Here is a 17,073-nt window from a genome sequence, read left to right as displayed (position 1 = left end):
GACAGGAGAAGCGCCGGGCTGAGCGCCCGGCGCTTTGGCGGATTGGCCGACTGTCTAAGGTGTCAGCTCTCCATAATCTCGAACGGGTCATAATCATGCACGATGGCATCCTCTTCGCCGTCGTATTCGCTGGAAACCATGACGCCGAATTCGTCGTCGACCTGAAAGAGAACCACCGGCACCATCAACGTGAGGGCGAGATCGAAGGCGTGATCCTGAGCGAGGGTGAGATTCTGCGACATCGTGAGGCTCCCGTCTTGGGGCGGGGACCATCCCCGCTCGACAGGCGCCGACGTGTTCGGGCGTGGCCGCGGTCACCTCGCAGGCGCAGCCGAAGAGGTCGCACGCTGGCGTAGCGAACCCCTTGTGGGTTGATCGTGGAAGGCCGCGCCCGAACCAAGGAAAGCCCATTCGAGAGCGGGGTGGTCCTTTCCCCGGACGCAGGGCGCCGAACGTCACAGTCTCAACGGCGGATGCTTGCCGCCGTGGACGCCACACGAAATCAAGTGTGCTCGGTGGTCTTTTTATTGTGTCGATGAAGGCTGGTGGTCGATGCGTGCGAAGGATTTGAGGACCGCTTGACTGGCGCCGGGCCGCGTTCGGCGCTCTGACGTTGGAGATCATTCCGGTTGACCGCCCGGAGAGATACTCAGCAACACATGAAACAAGGAGTCGGAGCCGGCACTTATGCCGTTCGGTGGGGCATCTGGTTTTGGTTCGCCAGATCGAAGAAGCGGGTGAACTCACCCTGAAACGTCATGGCCACCGTCCCTGTCGGGCCGTGCCGCTGCTTCGCGATGATGATTTCGGCCTTTCCGCGCGCGTCCCTCATCTCGGATTCCCAGGTGAGGTGTTCCTCGGTGCCCGGCCGAGTTCCTTGTTCTTGAGATAATACTCTTCGCGATAGACGAACATGACAACGTCGGCGTCTTGTTCGATCGAGCCTGACTCGCGCAAGTCGGAGAGTTGCGGCCGCTTTTCGTCGCGGCTTTCAACCCCGCGCGAGAGCTGGGACAGCGCAATGACCGGGACGTTGAGTTCCTTGGCCAGCGCTTTCAGGCCGGTCGTAATCTCGGTGATTTCCTGCACGCGATTTTGCGCGGCGCGCTGGGATCTCCCCTGCATGAGCTGAATATAGTCGACGACAATGAGGTGCAGGCCTCGCTGCCGCTTCAGACGCCGCGCGCGCGCCGCGAGCTGGGCGATGGAAAGCGCGCCGGTCTGGTCGATGAAGAGCGGCAGGCGGCGCATTTTCTGGCGGTGCTTGAGCAGCCTCTCGAAATCGGTCTCACCGATCTCGCCGCGCCTGATGCTGGAGGAGGGGACCTCGGCCTGTTCGGACAGCACGCGCGTGGCAAGCTGCTCCGACGACATCTCGAGCGAGAAGAAAGCGACGATACCTCCGGCGGCGGGCCTCAGCGAGCCGTCGACCTGTTGCGTCGGATCGTAGGCGCTTGCGACATTGAACGCGATATTGGTGGCGAGGGAGGTCTTCCCCATGCCGGGACGGCCGGCGATGATGATCAGGTCGGTCGATTGAAGGCCACCCATCCGGGCGTCAAGGTCCTTGAGCCCGGTTGCGAGCCCGGAGAGCCTGCCGTCGGATTGATAGGCCTGCGCGGCGCGATCGATGGCGCTGTCGAGTGCGGTCTCGAACGTCTCGAAGCCGCCGCCATAGCGTCCGGTTTCGGCTATTTCGTAGAGGAGTTGCTCGGCATGCTGGATTTGATCTTGGGGGGCACAATCCACCGCCGCGTCAAAGGCGCTGCCGAGCATGTCCTCCGCGATCTTGATCAGCTCGCGTCGAACCGCGAGATCGTAGACGGTGCGGCCATAATCGGGTGCATTGATAACGGTCGTCGCTTCCGCGGCCAAGCGCGCGAGATATTGCGCGACAGATAGTCCGGCGATGTCGAGAGTCGCGGGAAGGAAAGGTCTTCAGCGTGATCGGGCTGGCAATTCTGTTCGCGCGGATCAGATCGCTCATGAGCTCGAATATGCGCCCGTGTAGAGGCTCGAAGAAATGGTTCGGCTTCAGGAAATCGGCAACGCGGTAGAAGGCGTCGTTGTTGATGAAAATGGCGCCGAGCAGCGCTTGCTCGGCCTCGATGTTCTGAGGAAGCTCACGATAAGTCGGAGCGTCCAACGCCGTCAGTTTGAATGCCGCTTCTGCCACGTTTGTCCGTCCGCCGACACCAATGTTGACGTGCAGGATCTACGAGCAACATTTGATCATGCGGGGAGGACGACGAATCGTCCTTCGATGCCGGAGTTTACCGTCAGACCCAATATATCCAATGCCTAAGCTGGGCGCGGCGCGTTCGAGACCAAGACGCTGCCGCGACATGATTCGCCGAATGGTCCCGGCTTTATCGCCAGTGTTGGCCGCTGCATTGCGCTCTTGCGTCAGGGATGGCCGCCCGCGAGGGGGAAGACCCGCATGCGGGGCTTCAGCGCAGCCGCCAGCCCGGCCCCGCAGGGGCGACGCCCAAGCCTCATTCAAATAACCCTTCCACACATCCCGATAAAGGGCATGTGGGACGATTATGAGCCGGACGTCGCGTTCTGCGAGAGTGCCAGAAATTTCCAGCAATCAGGTCATTTATCGAAGGGACCTAGAACGCAGGCCGCCAAACGGTTATGAATCGGGTGGGGCGGTACGCGCTGCCCTGGGGCGTGGAAACCCCTACGAACGGTTTGGTGCCGGCCGTTACGGCGCCGCACTCCTTGACCTTATGGTCGGGGAGCCTGTGGCGTATGCAACAGGTTCACCCGAACTAAAGGCCACAGGGCCGTTTCGTACGGTTTCCAACTCCCCGATCACCAAGAGTCAGCGAGGGATCGTTTGCGGGGGCGTACCGCAGACACATCTCATCAGGGAAGACTACGGTGCCCGGGTTTGAAGCGGCACAAGAGGGATCACTGGAGGCGCGCACCATCGCCGCGCATCGAGCGTATGTGACCGCGCTGGTGGCGTGGGAGCGGACCGTTCACCAGGCGACGTGCCCGGTCTGTCGGTCGCAGCAGCTTTCCAACGAGCAACAGCAGCGTTTGTGCGACGCCGCAGAGACGGAGAAAGAGCGCTGCCGCGCGGCATTTCGGAAGCTCTGCGACAAACTCGGCTTCGTCCCGACCGGCCACGGGATCGGCTTGCCGGCCGAAGGTCACTCCCGTTGTCAGGCCGGTTCAGCGAGCTGACGGCGGCGGGGGACTTCCGGAACCGCCTGTGCTGACGAAGTTGACGAACCTGACGAAAGCCACCATATTGTGAGAAGCATCGGAGGTGGCTGATGACGGTCACGCATAAAAAGCGCGGAAATGCGCGCAAACGAGCCGCGCGGCGCGAGTCGCTGACGCTCGGCTTCGTAACCTCGCTCGGGTCGATCGGAAAGGACGTCGCCAGCCGCAAGGCGGCGCGAGGTCTCTTGTCCGGTTTTGCGAACGCCATAAAACGCGCGGAACGGACCGGCAAGTCGGTGCGGATGACAGTCGTGGTCGATCCCAAGACTGCCGCTCCGCAAATCGCCGTCGAAGAAGTCTCGGCCCCGAAGGGCGATAGGCTTGATTCGGCCTTGGCGGCGGCGCGCCAGCGCGGCTCTGCGCGAGTCGCTGAAATCTTGAACGGCACTGACATGCTGTCGGCCGATGCGTTTGCCGAGGAGATCGGGGCTACCCGTGAAACGGTGCACAAGAAGCGTCGGCGCCACGAGGTGCTTGGCCTCGAAGGCCCGAAGCGCGGTGTCCGCTTTCCGAAGTGGCAAGTGAGCGGCTCCGGCGGCCTGATCCCGAGCCTGCCGCAGCTCTTTGAGGTCTTGGGTGATCACCCATGGACGATCTACCGTTTTTTGCTCGAAGAGCATGGCGAACTTGATGGTCGCACCGGCCTTGAGGCGCTCCGCGCCGGCCGCATCGCCGACGTAATGGCGACCGCGGAGACCATCGGCCGAGGCGCTTTCTCCTGACCGCGCCGTCGCCAGGACCGTTACCGCCGGCCGGGTTTGCATCGCGCGCGCTGTCGCTTGTCGACGTCGCGCGTGGCGCGACATGGCGGCGGCTTTACCAGAGCCGCTTCCCGGACCCGCTTGGCTATGGTTTCAGCCCGAGCCGGTTCAGCGATCCCGAGACGACGTTGGTCCCGCCGGAGCGTTTCGGCGTCGTTTACTTCGGGAGCAGCATCAAGGTGTGTTTCGTCGAAACGATTCTGCGGGACCGAGGTGTCGCCCGAACCCATACTTTCCCGATCGAATGGGCGGAGCTCGAGGCGTGGAGCTGCGCCGAGGTCCGGGTCGAGGCTGCGTTAAGGTTGGTCGACCTGCGTGGCGATGGTCTGGTTCGCATGGGAATTCCGACCGACGTCGCGCGCGCAAGCGCGCAGGGTCTTGCCCGCGTCTGGTCGCGGGCGCTTTGGGCGCACGACACGAAACCTGACGGCCTGATGTACGACTCGCGGCTCAACGGCGAGACGAACGTCGTTGTCTTCGACAGGGCTTTACCAAAGCTGGTGGCGGTCGCGACGCCACGCCTCGTCGATTGCCGCGGCGATCTTGCGACGATCCTCACGGATTTGGATCTGGCCATCATGTGAACTGCGGGCTCTGTGACTTACCGACTGGAGCCCACGCCCCATGATCAGAAGCCTTCTAAGGTTGTGCAACCGGTGAGCGAACCGTCGCGCAATGGTGCTTTGTGACCATACCGCTCCGATTCGGTTCATGACCAACTCGGCTTGTCCCACAAGCTGAGGAGTCTTCAATGCTCATGGTCATTCCTGGCTCGGACATCAGTCGGCACGCCTCGCTGATGGATCGAGTCTTCCGTTTCCGTCATTCGATCTTTGTCGACGAGAAGGGCTGGATGGACCTGCGCCAGCCGGACGGCCTGGAGCGCGACCGCTTCGACGATGTTCATGCGATCCACCAGATCTGCCTTCGTGGCGACGAGATCGTCGGGTATCAGCGTCTTCTGCCGACAACGAGGCCGCATCTCCTCAGTGACGTCTTGACCGATCTGTGTCATCGCCGGCCGCCGCGCGGTCCGCGCGTCTTCGAGTGGACGCGCTTTTGTGTTGCCCCCGGCAGCCGCGAGATGCGGCCGCGTGCGGATGGCCCCTTTCTCGAGCTCGCGCAAGGCGTCGTCGAATGGGGGATGGCACACCGGGTCGACACTGTCACGGTCGCGATCGATTGGCGTCTGATGGTGATCGCCATGCAGTTGCGGTTCTTCGTACGACCTCTGGGTTTTCCCAAGCGCATCGGCCGCGATGAGGTGGTCGCGCTGCGCATGTCCTTCAATCGCGAAACGCTCGCTACGATCCGCCAGGCACGCGGATGTGACGACCCGGTGCTGCCAGACCTGCTGCCTTCGGCGGCTTAGCGCCGCGCGTCACGTCGCATCAAGAAAGGATAGGAGGAACGTCAAGTGATTCGAACCGCCGATACAAAGATCGTCGCTCAGGAACTCCTCACGCGATACGACCATGCACGTGCTGTGACGCTCATTGGACGAACGCTACAGAAAGCCTTGTTCGCGGGGCGCTCCGATGAAGTCGTCTTCTGGGCCCTTGTCCATGCGCATTATCGCGGCGGCGATCTTTGCGCGCCAATGGAAGAGCAATTAAACGCCTTCTCGCGCTTTATCATTCGCGATCCATCCGAAACGAACTGAAGAGAGGCAACATACTAGCGATCGATAGCGTCAGTAGCATCAAACCTGGGAAGGGCTGACGACGATGTTTGCCTGATCGGCGGTTGGAGCATTCGAAGCGAGACCGGTTGTTGTCGGAAAGTCGCCTGGGCCGTTGTTTGCACAGACCGCGTTCGAGCAATTGGCAAATGTGTTCGGGTTATTTTGCATAGCGAGCCGGGCTTTGTCGCCCATTGTGCAGACGTTGACATGATTATCGCCACCCTGACCGAGGGCGGTACTACTGCAGCCATTTTTGATCGCGGCAGCGCAATTCCCCGTGCCCATTTGCATGCAGGCTATGACCGTTTCCGTGTCGACTTGATGGCCTCCGAGCGTCTGGCCATTGGCTTGCATATTCTTCAGCGTTTGTACGCTCGGATCATTGGCAAAGCTCACATTGACATATTTCGCGTAGACGTCGATCTGCTGCTGGGGACTCATGGCGCCGTATTCGGCGCGCGTGCAGCCACAGATGTCCGGATTCCTCAGATTACCGGTATTGATCTGCATCAGGCCGGTGCAGCATGACCCGTTGAACGTTCCCGTTTGGCCGTTCGGGTCCTCCACGAAATGCGACATGGCCGCGAAGTCCTGGGCATGCGCGTTGAGATACGGATCGCTCGTGTTCGCAAAGGCGTTCGACACGTCGCACGGACTCGCCTGGGTGCTGCCTGGAAACACCGACGCAAATGCGCCGGCCGAGATACCGGTAACGATCAGGATGATGAGCATCGCGAACGGCGCAAGGCGGCGAGGTGAGAGAACGAGCGAATTCCGCATGGGTCAGCCCCGGGGATGAGCGTTAAAAGGGAACGGTCACGGCGCACTCGGGCTGTGCGTGATCCGACTGCAGGGTGGAAACAGCAATGCTGTTGCCCTTCGTGATGAGGTTGGAATAGGTGCCGGTGGTTTTTGGATCGGGCCCGGCCGGCGGCGGATCGAGGTCGAGCACCGATCCGGGGCGCGCATCTAGGAAACAGGCCTTGGCGTTCTTGACGGTCTGGATCTCGGCACCCGAAACCACCGCGACGCGGAGCGGACAGCTCGCATAGAGCGCGGTGCTGGTCGCGCTGTTCGGACCCGCATCACAGAACTGGTTGAGGAAGATCGTCGAAACCAGGATGGTGCGGCCGGCAGAACTGTATTCGTTGAAGAGAATGCTTTCGGGCGGATTGCTGTGACCCGTGCTGGCGAAATGCTCTTCGTTCTTGTTGATTAGATCGGACCACAGCTTGTAGAGGAGCGGATTGGATTGCCGTGCTGTTTTGACGGCGACGGCCTGCATCATCACAGGCTTGCCGAATTCGGCAGACAGCGCCGGCGAAGCAAGCGCCAGCGTGATCGAACCAGCCAGTGCCGCAAGCCGAAGATTGATCATGGGACGCTCCTAAAGAAATCTGATACCGATGCCGGCGTCGGTACGTGTGTCGACGGTCGCTTCATTGCGGATAGAGCGGGATGGACTTGGAACATTCGTCCACAGCCTGATGGTTGACAATCATCCCGATCTTCACCGTCTTGGAAGCGATGTCGTAGGACGCGTAAGCTGCGGATGCTTCTCGATCGGATAGTGGCCCGCCTTCGAGTTCGAGGAAGCAGCCGCTTCCGCCATCCATTGTGCGCACCTGCAATCCTTCATAGATCGCGATCCGCATCGGGCAGAGCTTGACGGTTGCGCCTGCGTCAGGCGCGACCTGCTTGATCGAACACGCGATGGCTGTATTGAGGACGCTGAGAACGACCGAACGACCGGAGCTCCAGATCACGAAATGGGCTTCCGAGACGGGGGCGTTACCATCGGAGAATCGCTGGTCGCCACGCGCCTTGTAAGCGCGATTGTTGGCGTCGATAGCGTCTTTCCAGATGTCGCTGTAGGTCGCGCTCTGCGGTGAAGGCTTCTGGAGGTTCGCATACGACATCGGCCGCCAAGTTCCCGGGTCGGGCGTGAGCGATTGAGCGTGAGCGCCTATAGAAAGATTGGCCATCATCATCCCCGCGATCAGAGCGCTCGCGCAGCACCATCCAGCCTGCCAGCTCCGCCTCCGCGCGTCAACGTAACATCTAATATATTGTCTTTGCCTTGTCGACGCCAAGTCGCCACGCACCACCCGCCTCCTATTCGTAGCGGGGCCGGCCGGGGACCCACCACCAGAAGTCCTTGGGCGACCGCTCGCGATTGCGCCACGGGACGGCGGTATGTGGCGGGTAGACGGGCTGCATGTTCCACACGGCCCCATAGTAGTAGAAGTTCGCCGTCTCGCGCCGCGAGCGCCGCCCGGAGCCGTCCAGGAAATCCGTCGCGCAATGGACCACCGGGCCGCGGTAGCGGGTCACGCGCGCGGTCTGTTCATCGAGCGCGCCGGGCTTGCAGCCAAAAAGCCAGATCGAGGCGGGGTAGGCGCGATCCGCCGGCGCTGCTGCGAGCAGACGACGATAGGCGGCGTTCGCCTCGGGCTGTGTCGGATACGGAAATCGTTCGGTCAGCACCGGCGCGAAGGTCGATTTATCCGGCGCATATTCGAGGCGGCCGGGCTTCACCTGCTCGGGGCTGTAAAGCGCCTCCGGTATCGGCGGCCCATTGTCGACCACGGGCGCAACCGGGGCGGCGCAACCGGCGAGCGCGATCAGCAATGGTGTCACCAGATAATGTCGTCGCCGGATCATGGTGTGGCCTCGCCGCGCGCCATCGGCTGCCGCTTGACGTCACGGCCGGCGCGCCACTCCCACGGCATCTGGAAGGTGCTCGACCACAAGCCGCGGTACGCTTTGCGCGCGTCCTGCTCGGCTAGCGCATAGCTGCGAATCCCAGGGTCGTCTTGCGTAGCCGGGATCGTCACCGCCACGCCTTCACGGACCATGTCGGCGGCAATGTCGGGATGACCGGCGGAGGCGCAACGCACCAGATGTTCGCCGGCGTCGTCGCGCAGGGTGGCGCAGGCAAGCCATGTGTTGAGCGTCGCGGTCACGAGCCATGCCGTCGCCATCGTGCCGCAGGGCCAGGCCTGGCGGCCGAGGCGTGCGGATTGATCGGGCGCACAGGTGTCGATTCCGTAGAGCCGATAGGCTTCGTGCGTTTCAATATCGCGGAAGCGCGTGCCGTCGATCACCTCGACGCGCAACGGCGGCGATTGGACGGCGGCCTTGGGAGAATACACGCCTGGTGAGGCGGAAGGCGTTTGAGCCACCCCCGCCTGAGTGCTGAAGATCGCGAAGCCCCACACCATCCCAACGACGAGCTCACGCTGCCGCATCGTCGCGCGATCCGAGATCGAGCTTGTGGAAGACGTTGGCGATGATGTCGGTCGTGTAGACGGTTTCACCATCTTTCTTATAGGAACCGTCCGCAATCCGGCATTCGGCGTAGACCGCGTCACCTTTGGCGATGTTCGCGATCGCCCATTCGGCGGCCTTTTCATTGAGGATCGTGACCGTCACCCAGTCCGTTTCCTCGCGCCGCTCGCCTTTGCCGTCGGTCCAGGAGCGGTCAGTCGCGACGTTGATCTTGGCCGCCTTGTTGAAGGCTTTCGGCGCCTGGCCGACTCGGCCGCGCAGGATGAACAGGTTTGTTGTTCTCAAGGTTCGTCTCCTTCATTGCTGGTGCTGGCGGGACTCTGCGGAAGATTGCGGTTGCGTCGGCTGCCCCGCCTGCTCGTGAAGCGCGCGCAGAATGATGGCGTTGGGCTCGGGCAGGTCAGCAAATGCCCACAGGCCGGCCTTGGCGCGCTGCGCAACGAGTTGAGCGACGAAATAGGGCTCGTGGACAGGCTGACCGTCCGGCTTCAAGGCTGCGAAGGCGAATCCGGTCGCGATCAAGGCCGTGCCGAGATCGATCCGCGATCCCGCGCCCGCCCCGATCACGCGGGTCGCGACACAGAAGACGAAGACGGTCTTGGTCTCCGGCTGCTCGGCGGCGTCGTAGCACTGCGGCCGCAGGTCGCGGGTGAGAGCCACCAGCATCGCAAGCGAGGCCTCGCCGCAATCGCGCGCGAGGCCGTGTGCGTTGGTGAAGCGCGTACCGCGAAGGCAGGACTGCACACCGTACAGTCGGTAGGTGACGCCTGCGTCAGACCAACTGTCGCCGGTGAGGTAGCGCGCGCTCGCCGGCACCGGAAACCAGCGGGAGGCTGGCGCTTCCGCGAACGCCGCGTTGAGCGTGAGCCACGGCGCGACAATTCCGGCGAAGACGTGGAAGCGTCTCATCTCAATAGCCCTGCAGGGAGAAGTAGAAGCGCTGCGCGCCATTCGCCGAGTTGATGTCGACGAAGTAGGGATCGCTGCGCGAATCTCGCGCCGATGTGGGATAGGTCGTGGCGCAGCCACCATCGCCGCCAGAACAGACCTGCTGCGGCTTCGAGAGATCGGCGCAGAGATTCCCATTGGGCGCGGCGGAGACGCCAACCCGGCCGTCCGACCCTGACTGGACCGGTGTCAACCCAGTCGGGCACGCCTGATAGGGCTCGTAGCCAACACCGCTGGCATTGCCCTCAGAACAGGATGGCCAGCCGCCCCCCTTCGCCAACTGGCGGAACAGGATCTGCATAACCGGCACGCAATAGGGGATGCCCGACCAGCCGGGCGCGCTCGCCGCCGCGCACAGCAAGACCTTGCACCCAAACGACGCATCCTGCGCGTGCGCACGTTCGGCGCCACGCGCGCACAACAGGCCGACGGCCACCAACAGAGCTGCACTACGCTTCATCCATCCTCCGGACGTGAGAGCAGGGGACGCATCGCTTATCCTGTTGCCAAGGTATCAATATCTAATATATTGTCTATTGGAAAATGGAGGCGGGTGGCATGTCGATTCGCATTACGGCGATCGGGTTCAGCGTCCTGGCGGCTCTCGGCTGCGCCCATGCGCAGGATGCCGGGAAGCCGGCCCGCCTGGCTGCCGTCGATGCCTCGGGCAGGGTGCTGCCGATTGAGTCAGCCCCGGATTCGATCGAACGCATCGACAGCGCCTTCGCCGCCGCCGCGCCCTGCGCGGGCGTCAAAGCGATAACGCCGGACGACGCGCGCGTCCTCGTCGTGCGCATTGCCACGGAGGAGAATTTTTATCCCGACTTCGTCCAGGCGGTCGCCAAGAACGAAAGCCACTTCAATTCGATCGCCCTCTCGGACAAAGGCGCGTTCGGGCTGATGCAGTTGAAGCCGGAGACGGCACGACGCTTCAAGGTGAACCTCTGCGACCCCGCCGACAATGTCCGAGGCGGGGTTCGCTTTCTGCGCGCCCTGCATGAGAAATACCGGAATCCGCTCTTCATCCTCGCCGCCTACAACGCCGGCGAGGGCGCGGTGGAAGAGAGCCGCGGCGTCCCTCCCTTTCCCGAAACCGTGCGCTTCGTGGCGCAGGTCATCAACGACTTCTACGTCTGGCCCGGGCCACGCGGCCGAGGCCGCCGCGATGAGCGGAGCCCGATGGGCGAGCCGGATCTGATCGAGCCGGGAGCGCAAAGCGCCACCGCGGCTTCGCCGACGAAAGCCGCGCCGCAGGCGCGCTGGAACGACGGGTTTGTCATGCATGTCGACTGAAACGGAGGATCGGATGAGGAGATCGATGTCGCGTTGGCCCATCGCCGGGACGCTCTTGATGATGGGCATCGCCGACGCGTCAGCGCAGTCCAGCGGCGGAACGCTGCAACCGGTGCAGTCGACGTTGACGCAACTGGTGTCGGCGCTGACCGGGCCGATAGCGACCGCGCTTGCGACACTTGCCGTCATCGCCTGCGGTTTCTTCGCCTGGTCCGGTCGACTGACCTGGGGCATCGCCGGCAGCGTCATCTTCGGCATCGTGCTGGTGTTCGGCTCAGCGCAAATCGTCCAGTTCTTCCAATCGGCGGTCGGGCAATGACAGAAGACGACCTCGAGGAACCGCTGATCACGCCGCTCGTCAAGGCGTTGACGCGCGCGCCGACGCTGATGGGCGTCCCGTACATGTATTTCATGTTCAACGGCGTGGTTTCGAGCGTGTGCTTCTTGATCTCTCACAATCTCTTCATGCTGCTGGTGGCGATCCCGCTGCACCTGTTCGGCTTCGTCATGACGCTGCGGGACGACCGCATCTTCGAAATCCTCTTCGTCAAATCCACCAAATGTCCGCCCCGGTCGCGCGCCTTCTGGGCCGCGGACAGCTACTCTGCGTGAGGAAACGGCATGGTCGCGCGTGCTCTGCTCGATGAACTGACCTACGGCGGCGTGTCGCGGCGCGAGCGCCCCGTGGCGTCGCACGTGCCCTATACGCGCCACGTCGACGACAACATCATCAAGACCCGCGACGGTCTCGTCCTCACCATCCTCAAACTCGACGGGTATTCGTTCGAGACGTCCGACATGAGCGAGGTCAACGCGCGCCTGCTGGGCCGCAACGACGTCATTCGCACGCTCGCCAACTCCCGGTTCGCGCTCGCGGCCCACATCGTGCGGCGGGAGGTGCAGCCCCGCATCGAATCGACCTTCGACAATCCGCTCTGCCGCGAACTCGACGAGCGCTACGACGCGGCGCTTTCGCAGCGGCGCATGTTCGTCAACGATATCTACCTGACCATCGTGCGCCGCCCTCTGCAGGGGCAGGCCGGCACCTTCGACGTGATGCTCACCAGGCTGCTCGGCCGCAAGGACGAGGCCGGCGAGTCGGTCGCCGTGCAAACCGCCCTGACGGAGCTTCGCGACGCCGCGACGGCAGTCCGCGAAAACCTGGCCGGATACGGCGCCCGCCAGCTGGGGGTGGTGCGGCGGGAGGGGGTGTGGTTCTCCGAGCCGCTGGAGTTCCTGGTGCAGCTCATCAACGGTGGCCTCCCTCGCCCGATGCATCTGCCGCGCATGAACATCGCCGATGCGCTGTCGATGAAGCGCATCTTCTTCGGCCGCAACGCCATCGAAATCCGGGGCGCGGGACCGCAGGACACGCGCTTCGGCGCCATGGTGTCGATACGCGATTACCCGGCGCAGACCGGACCGGGCTCCTTCGACAATCTCTTGCGCGTGCCGCACGAGTTTATCGCGACGCAGACCTTCGCCATCGTCGATCGGCCCGAGGCAGCCAAGCAGATCGACCGCGTCTCGCGCCAGGTCGACATGTCGGACGAGGCCGGCTCCATCGTCGCCGAGCATCTCGACGGCGCGCGTGACGAGCTGCTCGCCTCGGAGGCGATCTACGGCGAGCACCACATGACGGTTATGTGCCTCGGCCGCGATCTGCCCGAGGTGGGGGCGGCCGTCACCGCGGTCGGCGCGGCGTTGACCGATCGCTCGGTGATCTGGACCCGGGAAGACCTGAATTGCGAGCCCGCGTTTTGGGCGCAGCTTCCCGGCAATTTCCAATACATCGCCCGCAAGGCCGTGATCTCCTCGAAGAATTTCGCCGGCTTCACCTCGCTGCACAACTATCCGAGCGGCCGGCCGGACGGCAACCACTGGGGGCCCGCGATCTCGGTCTTCGAGACGACCTCGCAGACGGCTTATTATTACAACCACCACGTCCGCGACATCGGCAACTTCACCGTGGTCGGCCCGACCGGATCTGGAAAGACGGTCTTCCTCTCCTTCATCGCGGCGCAGACGCAGCGCGTTCAGCCGCGACCGAAACTGCTGTTCGTCGACAAGGATCGCGGCGCCGAGATCTTCATCCGGGCGCTCGGCGGCCAGTATGAGACCTTGGTGCCGGGCGAGCCGACCGGCTTCAACCCGCTGTCATTGCCCGACAGCGCGCCCAACCGCGAATTCCTCTACCAGCTGTTCGCCTTCATGCTGCGGCCTGCGAACGGCGCGGACCTGACCGCGTCCGAGGAGCAGGTGATCCGCAACGCGATTGCCGCGGCGCTCACCGGCGGCCCGGCGGGCCGCACCCTGAAAGCCTTCTCGACTCTGTTGCGAGGGCGCATCAGGGCAGGGGAGGGCGATCTGCTGGCACGCCTCGAAAGCTGGATGCGCCCCGACCAGCGGGGTTGGCTGTTCAACAACGAGGAGGATCAGTTCTCGTTGTCGAGCGTGTTCGGATTCGACATGACGCGGGTGTTGGACGATCCGGCGATCCGAACCGCGGCGCTGATGTACATCTTTCACCGGACGGAGGAGCTCCTCACCGGCGATCCCGTAATGATCTTCCTCGACGAGGGATGGCGGCTCCTCGACGACGACGTCTTCGCGTTCTTCATCCGCGACAAGCTCAAGACGATCCGCAAGCAGAACGGCATCGTCGGGTTCGGCACGCAGTCAGCAGCCGACATCGTGCGATCGAAGGCGTCGAACACGCTGATCGAGCAGACGAGCACGAACATCTTCTTTCCGAATCCGAAAGCCGACGACGAGAGCTACCAGAAAGCCTTTCGCCTCTCCGGACGCGAGGTCGCCTGGATCCGCGGCACGGTCCCGGAGAGCCGCTCGTTCCTGATCAAGCACGGCCGCGACAGCGTCGTGGCACGGCTCAATCTCGTCAACCAATATCTAATACACTGAATGTTAGACACTCAGCGCATGAAGGCGCTTGCGTCCAAAAAAGCTGTCCGAATGAACTCTCCAACCTTCTGGCGCGCAGTGCCATCCACAAGCTCCTGATTGCGGCAAGACCGCAATTCGGCAAGACGGTAACGCCGGAGAACGGGAATGCCTCAACACCGTAACAACCTCATCCGACATCCCGGCAACGCGGCATCACCGCATTCGCAAAATCACCGATTAACGAACCAGTGCATTGCGACAAAACCGCAATCACGATCTACCGAAAAGAGATATTGCGTGATTGCCGCAAGTTCATTATGTTGTATGTTGTCATTCCGCCGACGGAGCTCACCGCCTAAGGAGGACCAAGTGCCGAGCATCTTCGCCGTGGCAAACCCGAAAGGCGGAAGCGGCAAGACGACCGTCGCGATCATCCTCGCCGGCGAGTTCGCCAAGCACGGTTACTCGGTCGCCATTGTCGATGCCGATCCGCAGGGATCCTCTTACCAATGGCATGCGTCATCGGTCGCGCGGGGCTTGAGCCCGCAGGGCGTCGACCTCGTGCGCGCGCCTGATGAAAAGGCTCTCGCCCAGGCGATCGATCGGCTGGACGGCTATGACGTCGTCGTCGTCGACACCCCCGGCTATTATGGCGATGTCTTGATCCAGTCGGCGCTCCGCGCCGACCTCGTTGTCCTTCCTTGCAAGGTTCACACCTTCGACGCTTCCCAGGTCGTGCGCACCATCCGCAATCTCGAACAGCATGCTGCCAGCTCAAAGCTGCCGATGAGCCAGCATCGTGTTCTGTTCAACGAATACGACAGCCTCGACCGCAACACCCGGCCCCTGAAGGAGGTCGTCGCCTATCTCGATGCAGAAAAAGTTCCCGTTTGCGCCAACGCGCTGTACCGGCGCGTCACCTATCGCACCATGACAAGCGGACACGGCACGTTGTACCAGATGAGCGACAAGGACGAATCGGTCCGCAAGGCCCGTTACAACGCCGATCAGGTCGTCCGCGAATTGCTCGCTGCAAGCCAAGGTGCCGACCAGGGCGACGCCGCATGACGGATCCCGACTCTGCACAGAAACCGGATCGCCCCGCCCTGCCCCGCGACGCCTTCCGCGCTCATCGCGTGAACACGGCGCCGATCGATACCCCCGCGGCAAAGCCGGTCGTGGTAACACCCGCCTATGAAGATCAGGTCGCTGCGCCAGCAGCACATCCGACCTCGACGGAAAGCGCGTCGACCCGCAAGCCATCACGCCCTCAGAAAGCCCGCGATCGAAATCCATTCGATGTCTACGGCGAACGATCCTCATCTCGGCCTTACGCGTTGCGCTTCCCCGATGCGATCGACCTTGTGGTCCGTCAAATGGCCGCCGAGGAGCGAACACAGCCGCTTCGAATCATCGACCGCATAGTTTACGACCACCTCAAACGGATCGGCCGGCTGCCGCCGTCGCACGAAACCTGACAGAGATGTCCGCGCTGAGGCCGCATGTTCGCGGCCACGCGACGCACCAAATGAGGGAAGCGACACAAGCAGGATCACCTTTACGAAAAGTCGTCCGGGAAGGAAGATGAGGGTGGGTCTCTGTCACGGGCAGCTTGCCCTTGCCGCCGAAGCGCCATCAGCATCGGCCAGACTGAGAATTTGCCCGCTGCGGCGCGCCGGGCCAGGATTCGGAGATAGCCTCCTGGATTCTTGATGGCGTTGCCCCGTTGCAGAATGGCCGAGAGCACTACACTGGCTTGTCCATCGCCCATTGCGATGCGGGCTTCCTCCCAGGCGCTTGGACTAATGCCGAGCATGGAACGAACGGTGGATGCGGTCGTAATGAGATCCTGCGGCGTGCGGATGCCACTGCGCGCATAGTCGACGATGTCGGGACAGAGTTCGACCACCATGCGAATAGGGATTGCGCTGGCCGTTCGAGCGTTGCTGGGGTCAGCCATCTCATGGGCGCCCGGTGCCGGGTCAGGTTCGGATGAACTAGGCTCCTCCGGGCCTGAGTTCTGAGTCCGATCGGCCGATGAAATTGGCGGGACGGGCTCGATCGGATCAAGGTGTTGTTCGAGAGCTTTGACGATCGCTTTTGCCAAGCTCACTAGTTCGACAACGATGGGCTCAAGAATCTCACATTTCGGGACGCGAGGAAGCCGGGTCAGGATCTCTCGGAACGTCCGATGATAGGAGGCCCAATCGGCGGCGACACCCTGCTCCACACCAGTCGCAATCATCTTGGCGATGTCACGCCGCGCCAAGGTCATCCGTTCGCGAAGAATGCCGAGCGCCTGGCGCTTGGCGATGGCGGCTTCGGCCGCGGCAGCGAATTCGTCGGATCGGGCCACGATCGGTCCGAGATCGAAGCCAAACGCCTGTTCGATATCGCCGGAAGGCGTCTTGCGTGCGTAGCGTTTGCCATTCGGACTATCCCTTCGGAGAACGAGTCCGTGATCGACAAGCGCCGCAAGATGGCGGCGCAAGGTCGAGGCTGCCATCCCATGCGCGCGCAAGGCAAGAAGCCGATTTGAGGGAAACACGACCAGATCGGTCGCGCCGGCAGTCAATACTGTGTCGGGATGAAACGAGAGCAGTGCGTTCAAAACCATAAGCGCGCGATCGGAGATGGCGAGCGATGCCCGCGCCTCACAGATGTTTCGGAACACCTGCCATTTGTGCGCGGGCTTGCCCTCGGGGAATTCTCTCACGCCGCGTTGCGCCTCGACGGTACTGAGCGACAGCGGTCGCCGCCCAAACGGCGTAATCGGATTTTGGTCAAGCATCTCCATTCGCGTCCTCTCGTTAGCGAGAGCGCGGGCAAACAAAGACCGTGGCGTAAAAACGCGAGTCCCCTTGAACTGTCGGATGGCGCGGGCTAAAATGCCTCTATGCGATAGGGGCATTGTTGGCGATTGGCGTCGCCAGCCCGTTCATCCTCATGAGA

The 17,073-nt window shown here is 62.6% G+C and carries 22 protein-coding genes and 1 pseudogene; 12 read left to right on the top strand and 11 right to left on the bottom strand.

Features of this window, described 5'->3' with window-relative positions:
• Positions 1 to 62 precede the first annotated feature (62 nt).
• Positions 63 to 242 carry a hypothetical protein gene (locus tag HMPREF9697_RS19810; protein WP_002719046.1) on the bottom strand — a complete coding sequence of 60 codons (180 nt, stop codon included), beginning with the start codon at positions 240 to 242 and terminating at the stop codon, positions 63 to 65.
• Between the two features lie 443 nt (positions 243 to 685).
• Positions 686 to 2,110: pseudogene (locus tag HMPREF9697_RS19805) on the bottom strand (replicative DNA helicase).
• On the opposite strand from HMPREF9697_RS19805, the gene HMPREF9697_RS21600 reads away from it, so the two are divergent.
• The 6 genes from HMPREF9697_RS21600 (at position 2,024) to HMPREF9697_RS19780 (ending at position 5,664) form a co-directional block, all read left to right on the top strand.
• Entirely contained in the window at positions 2,024 to 2,305 is a 282-nt protein-coding gene (locus tag HMPREF9697_RS21600; RefSeq protein ID WP_002719043.1) for a hypothetical protein, read from the top strand. The pseudogene HMPREF9697_RS19805 and the gene HMPREF9697_RS21600 sit on opposite strands and share 87 nt — an antisense overlap.
• A 584-nt stretch (positions 2,306 to 2,889) precedes the next feature.
• On the top strand, positions 2,890 to 3,198 hold the full coding sequence (locus tag HMPREF9697_RS20695; protein ID WP_002719042.1) for a transcriptional repressor TraM: 309 nt from the start codon (positions 2,890 to 2,892) through the stop codon (positions 3,196 to 3,198).
• Between the two features lie 92 nt (positions 3,199 to 3,290).
• The gene (locus HMPREF9697_RS19795) at positions 3,291 to 3,962 is read left to right on the top strand and encodes a hypothetical protein (protein ID WP_002719041.1); all 672 of its coding nucleotides are present in this window, start codon (positions 3,291 to 3,293) and stop codon (positions 3,960 to 3,962) included.
• Complete coding sequence (locus HMPREF9697_RS19790; protein WP_040308446.1) at positions 3,959 to 4,585, top strand: RES family NAD+ phosphorylase; 627 nt, start codon at positions 3,959 to 3,961, stop codon at positions 4,583 to 4,585. The genes HMPREF9697_RS19795 and HMPREF9697_RS19790 overlap by 4 nt, the downstream gene beginning before the upstream one ends.
• 167 nt (positions 4,586 to 4,752) lie before the next feature.
• Positions 4,753 to 5,373, top strand: a complete 621-nt coding sequence (locus HMPREF9697_RS19785) for an acyl-homoserine-lactone synthase (RefSeq protein ID WP_002719039.1) — start codon at positions 4,753 to 4,755, stop codon at positions 5,371 to 5,373.
• Positions 5,374 to 5,418: 45 nt separating this feature from the next.
• Complete coding sequence (locus HMPREF9697_RS19780; protein ID WP_002719038.1) at positions 5,419 to 5,664, top strand: hypothetical protein; 246 nt, start codon at positions 5,419 to 5,421, stop codon at positions 5,662 to 5,664.
• A 39-nt stretch (positions 5,665 to 5,703) separates the two neighbouring features.
• Here HMPREF9697_RS19780 and HMPREF9697_RS21340 read toward each other — a convergent pair whose 3' ends face one another.
• The 8 genes from HMPREF9697_RS21340 to HMPREF9697_RS19740 all read right to left on the bottom strand — a co-directional run bounded on the left by HMPREF9697_RS21340 (position 5,704) and on the right by HMPREF9697_RS19740 (position 10,384).
• Entirely contained in the window at positions 5,704 to 6,465 is a 762-nt protein-coding gene (locus HMPREF9697_RS21340) for a hypothetical protein (protein ID WP_002719037.1), read from the bottom strand.
• A 22-nt stretch (positions 6,466 to 6,487) separates the two neighbouring features.
• The gene (locus tag HMPREF9697_RS19770) at positions 6,488 to 7,063 is read right to left on the bottom strand and encodes a hypothetical protein (RefSeq protein WP_002719036.1); all 576 of its coding nucleotides are present in this window, start codon (positions 7,061 to 7,063) and stop codon (positions 6,488 to 6,490) included.
• 61 nt (positions 7,064 to 7,124) lie between these two features.
• On the bottom strand, positions 7,125 to 7,604 hold the full coding sequence (locus HMPREF9697_RS19765) for a hypothetical protein (protein ID WP_002719035.1): 480 nt from the start codon (positions 7,602 to 7,604) through the stop codon (positions 7,125 to 7,127).
• 196 nt (positions 7,605 to 7,800) lie between these two features.
• Positions 7,801 to 8,349: a hypothetical protein gene (locus tag HMPREF9697_RS19760; RefSeq protein ID WP_002719034.1), complete on the bottom strand. Its 549-nt coding sequence runs from the start codon at positions 8,347 to 8,349 to the stop codon at positions 7,801 to 7,803.
• On the bottom strand, positions 8,346 to 8,936 hold the full coding sequence (locus HMPREF9697_RS19755; protein ID WP_002719033.1) for a thermonuclease family protein: 591 nt from the start codon (positions 8,934 to 8,936) through the stop codon (positions 8,346 to 8,348). Before HMPREF9697_RS19755 ends, HMPREF9697_RS19760 begins: the two co-directional genes overlap by 4 nt.
• Positions 8,923 to 9,261, bottom strand: coding sequence for a single-stranded DNA-binding protein (locus HMPREF9697_RS19750; RefSeq protein ID WP_002719032.1), 339 nt, complete (start codon positions 9,259 to 9,261; stop codon positions 8,923 to 8,925). Before HMPREF9697_RS19750 ends, HMPREF9697_RS19755 begins: the two co-directional genes overlap by 14 nt.
• 12 nt (positions 9,262 to 9,273) lie before the next feature.
• A complete protein-coding gene (locus HMPREF9697_RS19745; protein WP_002719031.1) occupies positions 9,274 to 9,885 on the bottom strand; it encodes a thermonuclease family protein in 612 nt (203 codons plus the stop codon).
• Between the two features lies 1 nt (position 9,886).
• Entirely contained in the window at positions 9,887 to 10,384 is a 498-nt protein-coding gene (locus HMPREF9697_RS19740) for a hypothetical protein (RefSeq protein ID WP_002719030.1), read from the bottom strand.
• Positions 10,385 to 10,482: 98 nt separating this feature from the next.
• Here HMPREF9697_RS19740 and HMPREF9697_RS19735 point away from each other — a divergent pair, with 98 nt between their 5' ends.
• The 6 genes from HMPREF9697_RS19735 (at position 10,483) to HMPREF9697_RS19710 (ending at position 15,599) form a co-directional block, all read left to right on the top strand.
• Positions 10,483 to 11,217 carry a lytic transglycosylase domain-containing protein gene (locus HMPREF9697_RS19735; RefSeq protein ID WP_002719029.1) on the top strand — a complete coding sequence of 245 codons (735 nt, stop codon included), beginning with the start codon at positions 10,483 to 10,485 and terminating at the stop codon, positions 11,215 to 11,217.
• 13 nt (positions 11,218 to 11,230) lie between these two features.
• Positions 11,231 to 11,536 (top strand): TrbC/VirB2 family type IV secretion system protein, encoded by a 306-nt coding sequence (locus HMPREF9697_RS19730; RefSeq protein ID WP_002719028.1) that lies wholly within the window; start codon positions 11,231 to 11,233, stop codon positions 11,534 to 11,536.
• A complete protein-coding gene (locus tag HMPREF9697_RS19725) occupies positions 11,533 to 11,829 on the top strand; it encodes a VirB3 family type IV secretion system protein (protein WP_002719027.1) in 297 nt (98 codons plus the stop codon). Before HMPREF9697_RS19730 ends, HMPREF9697_RS19725 begins: the two co-directional genes overlap by 4 nt.
• A gap of 9 nt (positions 11,830 to 11,838) precedes the next feature.
• A complete protein-coding gene (locus HMPREF9697_RS19720) occupies positions 11,839 to 14,139 on the top strand; it encodes a VirB4 family type IV secretion/conjugal transfer ATPase (RefSeq protein WP_002719026.1) in 2,301 nt (766 codons plus the stop codon).
• A gap of 351 nt (positions 14,140 to 14,490) precedes the next feature.
• Positions 14,491 to 15,189, top strand: a complete 699-nt coding sequence (locus tag HMPREF9697_RS19715) for a ParA family protein (protein WP_002719025.1) — start codon at positions 14,491 to 14,493, stop codon at positions 15,187 to 15,189.
• The gene (locus HMPREF9697_RS19710; RefSeq protein ID WP_002719024.1) at positions 15,186 to 15,599 is read left to right on the top strand and encodes a hypothetical protein; all 414 of its coding nucleotides are present in this window, start codon (positions 15,186 to 15,188) and stop codon (positions 15,597 to 15,599) included. Before HMPREF9697_RS19715 ends, HMPREF9697_RS19710 begins: the two co-directional genes overlap by 4 nt.
• An 80-nt stretch (positions 15,600 to 15,679) precedes the next feature.
• Here the strand turns inward: HMPREF9697_RS19710 and repC are convergent, their stop codons facing one another.
• Entirely contained in the window at positions 15,680 to 16,912 is a 1,233-nt protein-coding gene (gene repC, locus HMPREF9697_RS19705) for a plasmid replication protein RepC (RefSeq protein WP_040308457.1), read from the bottom strand.
• Between the last annotated feature and the right edge of the window lie 161 nt (positions 16,913 to 17,073).

Origin of the sequence: Afipia felis ATCC 53690 (genome assembly GCF_000314735.2) — a bacterium.
Lineage (GTDB): Bacteria > Pseudomonadota > Alphaproteobacteria > Rhizobiales > Xanthobacteraceae > Afipia > Afipia felis.
Note: the sequence above shows the minus strand (reverse complement) of the source record. Positions and strands in the feature narration are given on the sequence as shown.

What these genes read in the sequence shown, in the direction of transcription:
- HMPREF9697_RS19810 (WP_002719046.1), bottom strand. Translation starts at nt 242, where the DNA reads ATGTCGCAGAATCTCACCCTCGCTCAGGATCACGCCTTCGATCTCGCC.
- HMPREF9697_RS21600 (WP_002719043.1), top strand. Translation starts at nt 2,024, where the DNA reads ATGGTTCGGCTTCAGGAAATCGGCAACGCGGTAGAAGGCGTCGTTGTT.
- HMPREF9697_RS19795 (WP_002719041.1), top strand. Translation starts at nt 3,291, where the DNA reads ATGACGGTCACGCATAAAAAGCGCGGAAATGCGCGCAAACGAGCCGCG.
- HMPREF9697_RS19785 (WP_002719039.1), top strand. Translation starts at nt 4,753, where the DNA reads ATGCTCATGGTCATTCCTGGCTCGGACATCAGTCGGCACGCCTCGCTG.
- HMPREF9697_RS21340 (WP_002719037.1), bottom strand. Translation starts at nt 6,465, where the DNA reads ATGCGGAATTCGCTCGTTCTCTCACCTCGCCGCCTTGCGCCGTTCGCG.
- HMPREF9697_RS19770 (WP_002719036.1), bottom strand. Translation starts at nt 7,063, where the DNA reads ATGATCAATCTTCGGCTTGCGGCACTGGCTGGTTCGATCACGCTGGCG.
- HMPREF9697_RS19765 (WP_002719035.1), bottom strand. Translation starts at nt 7,604, where the DNA reads ATGTCGTATGCGAACCTCCAGAAGCCTTCACCGCAGAGCGCGACCTAC.
- HMPREF9697_RS19760 (WP_002719034.1), bottom strand. Translation starts at nt 8,349, where the DNA reads ATGATCCGGCGACGACATTATCTGGTGACACCATTGCTGATCGCGCTC.
- HMPREF9697_RS19755 (WP_002719033.1), bottom strand. Translation starts at nt 8,936, where the DNA reads ATGCGGCAGCGTGAGCTCGTCGTTGGGATGGTGTGGGGCTTCGCGATC.
- HMPREF9697_RS19745 (WP_002719031.1), bottom strand. Translation starts at nt 9,885, where the DNA reads ATGAGACGCTTCCACGTCTTCGCCGGAATTGTCGCGCCGTGGCTCACG.
- HMPREF9697_RS19740 (WP_002719030.1), bottom strand. Translation starts at nt 10,384, where the DNA reads ATGAAGCGTAGTGCAGCTCTGTTGGTGGCCGTCGGCCTGTTGTGCGCG.
- HMPREF9697_RS19735 (WP_002719029.1), top strand. Translation starts at nt 10,483, where the DNA reads ATGTCGATTCGCATTACGGCGATCGGGTTCAGCGTCCTGGCGGCTCTC.
- HMPREF9697_RS19730 (WP_002719028.1), top strand. Translation starts at nt 11,231, where the DNA reads ATGAGGAGATCGATGTCGCGTTGGCCCATCGCCGGGACGCTCTTGATG.
- HMPREF9697_RS19725 (WP_002719027.1), top strand. Translation starts at nt 11,533, where the DNA reads ATGACAGAAGACGACCTCGAGGAACCGCTGATCACGCCGCTCGTCAAG.
- HMPREF9697_RS19720 (WP_002719026.1), top strand. Translation starts at nt 11,839, where the DNA reads ATGGTCGCGCGTGCTCTGCTCGATGAACTGACCTACGGCGGCGTGTCG.
- HMPREF9697_RS19710 (WP_002719024.1), top strand. Translation starts at nt 15,186, where the DNA reads ATGACGGATCCCGACTCTGCACAGAAACCGGATCGCCCCGCCCTGCCC.
- repC (WP_040308457.1), bottom strand. Translation starts at nt 16,912, where the DNA reads ATGCTTGACCAAAATCCGATTACGCCGTTTGGGCGGCGACCGCTGTCG.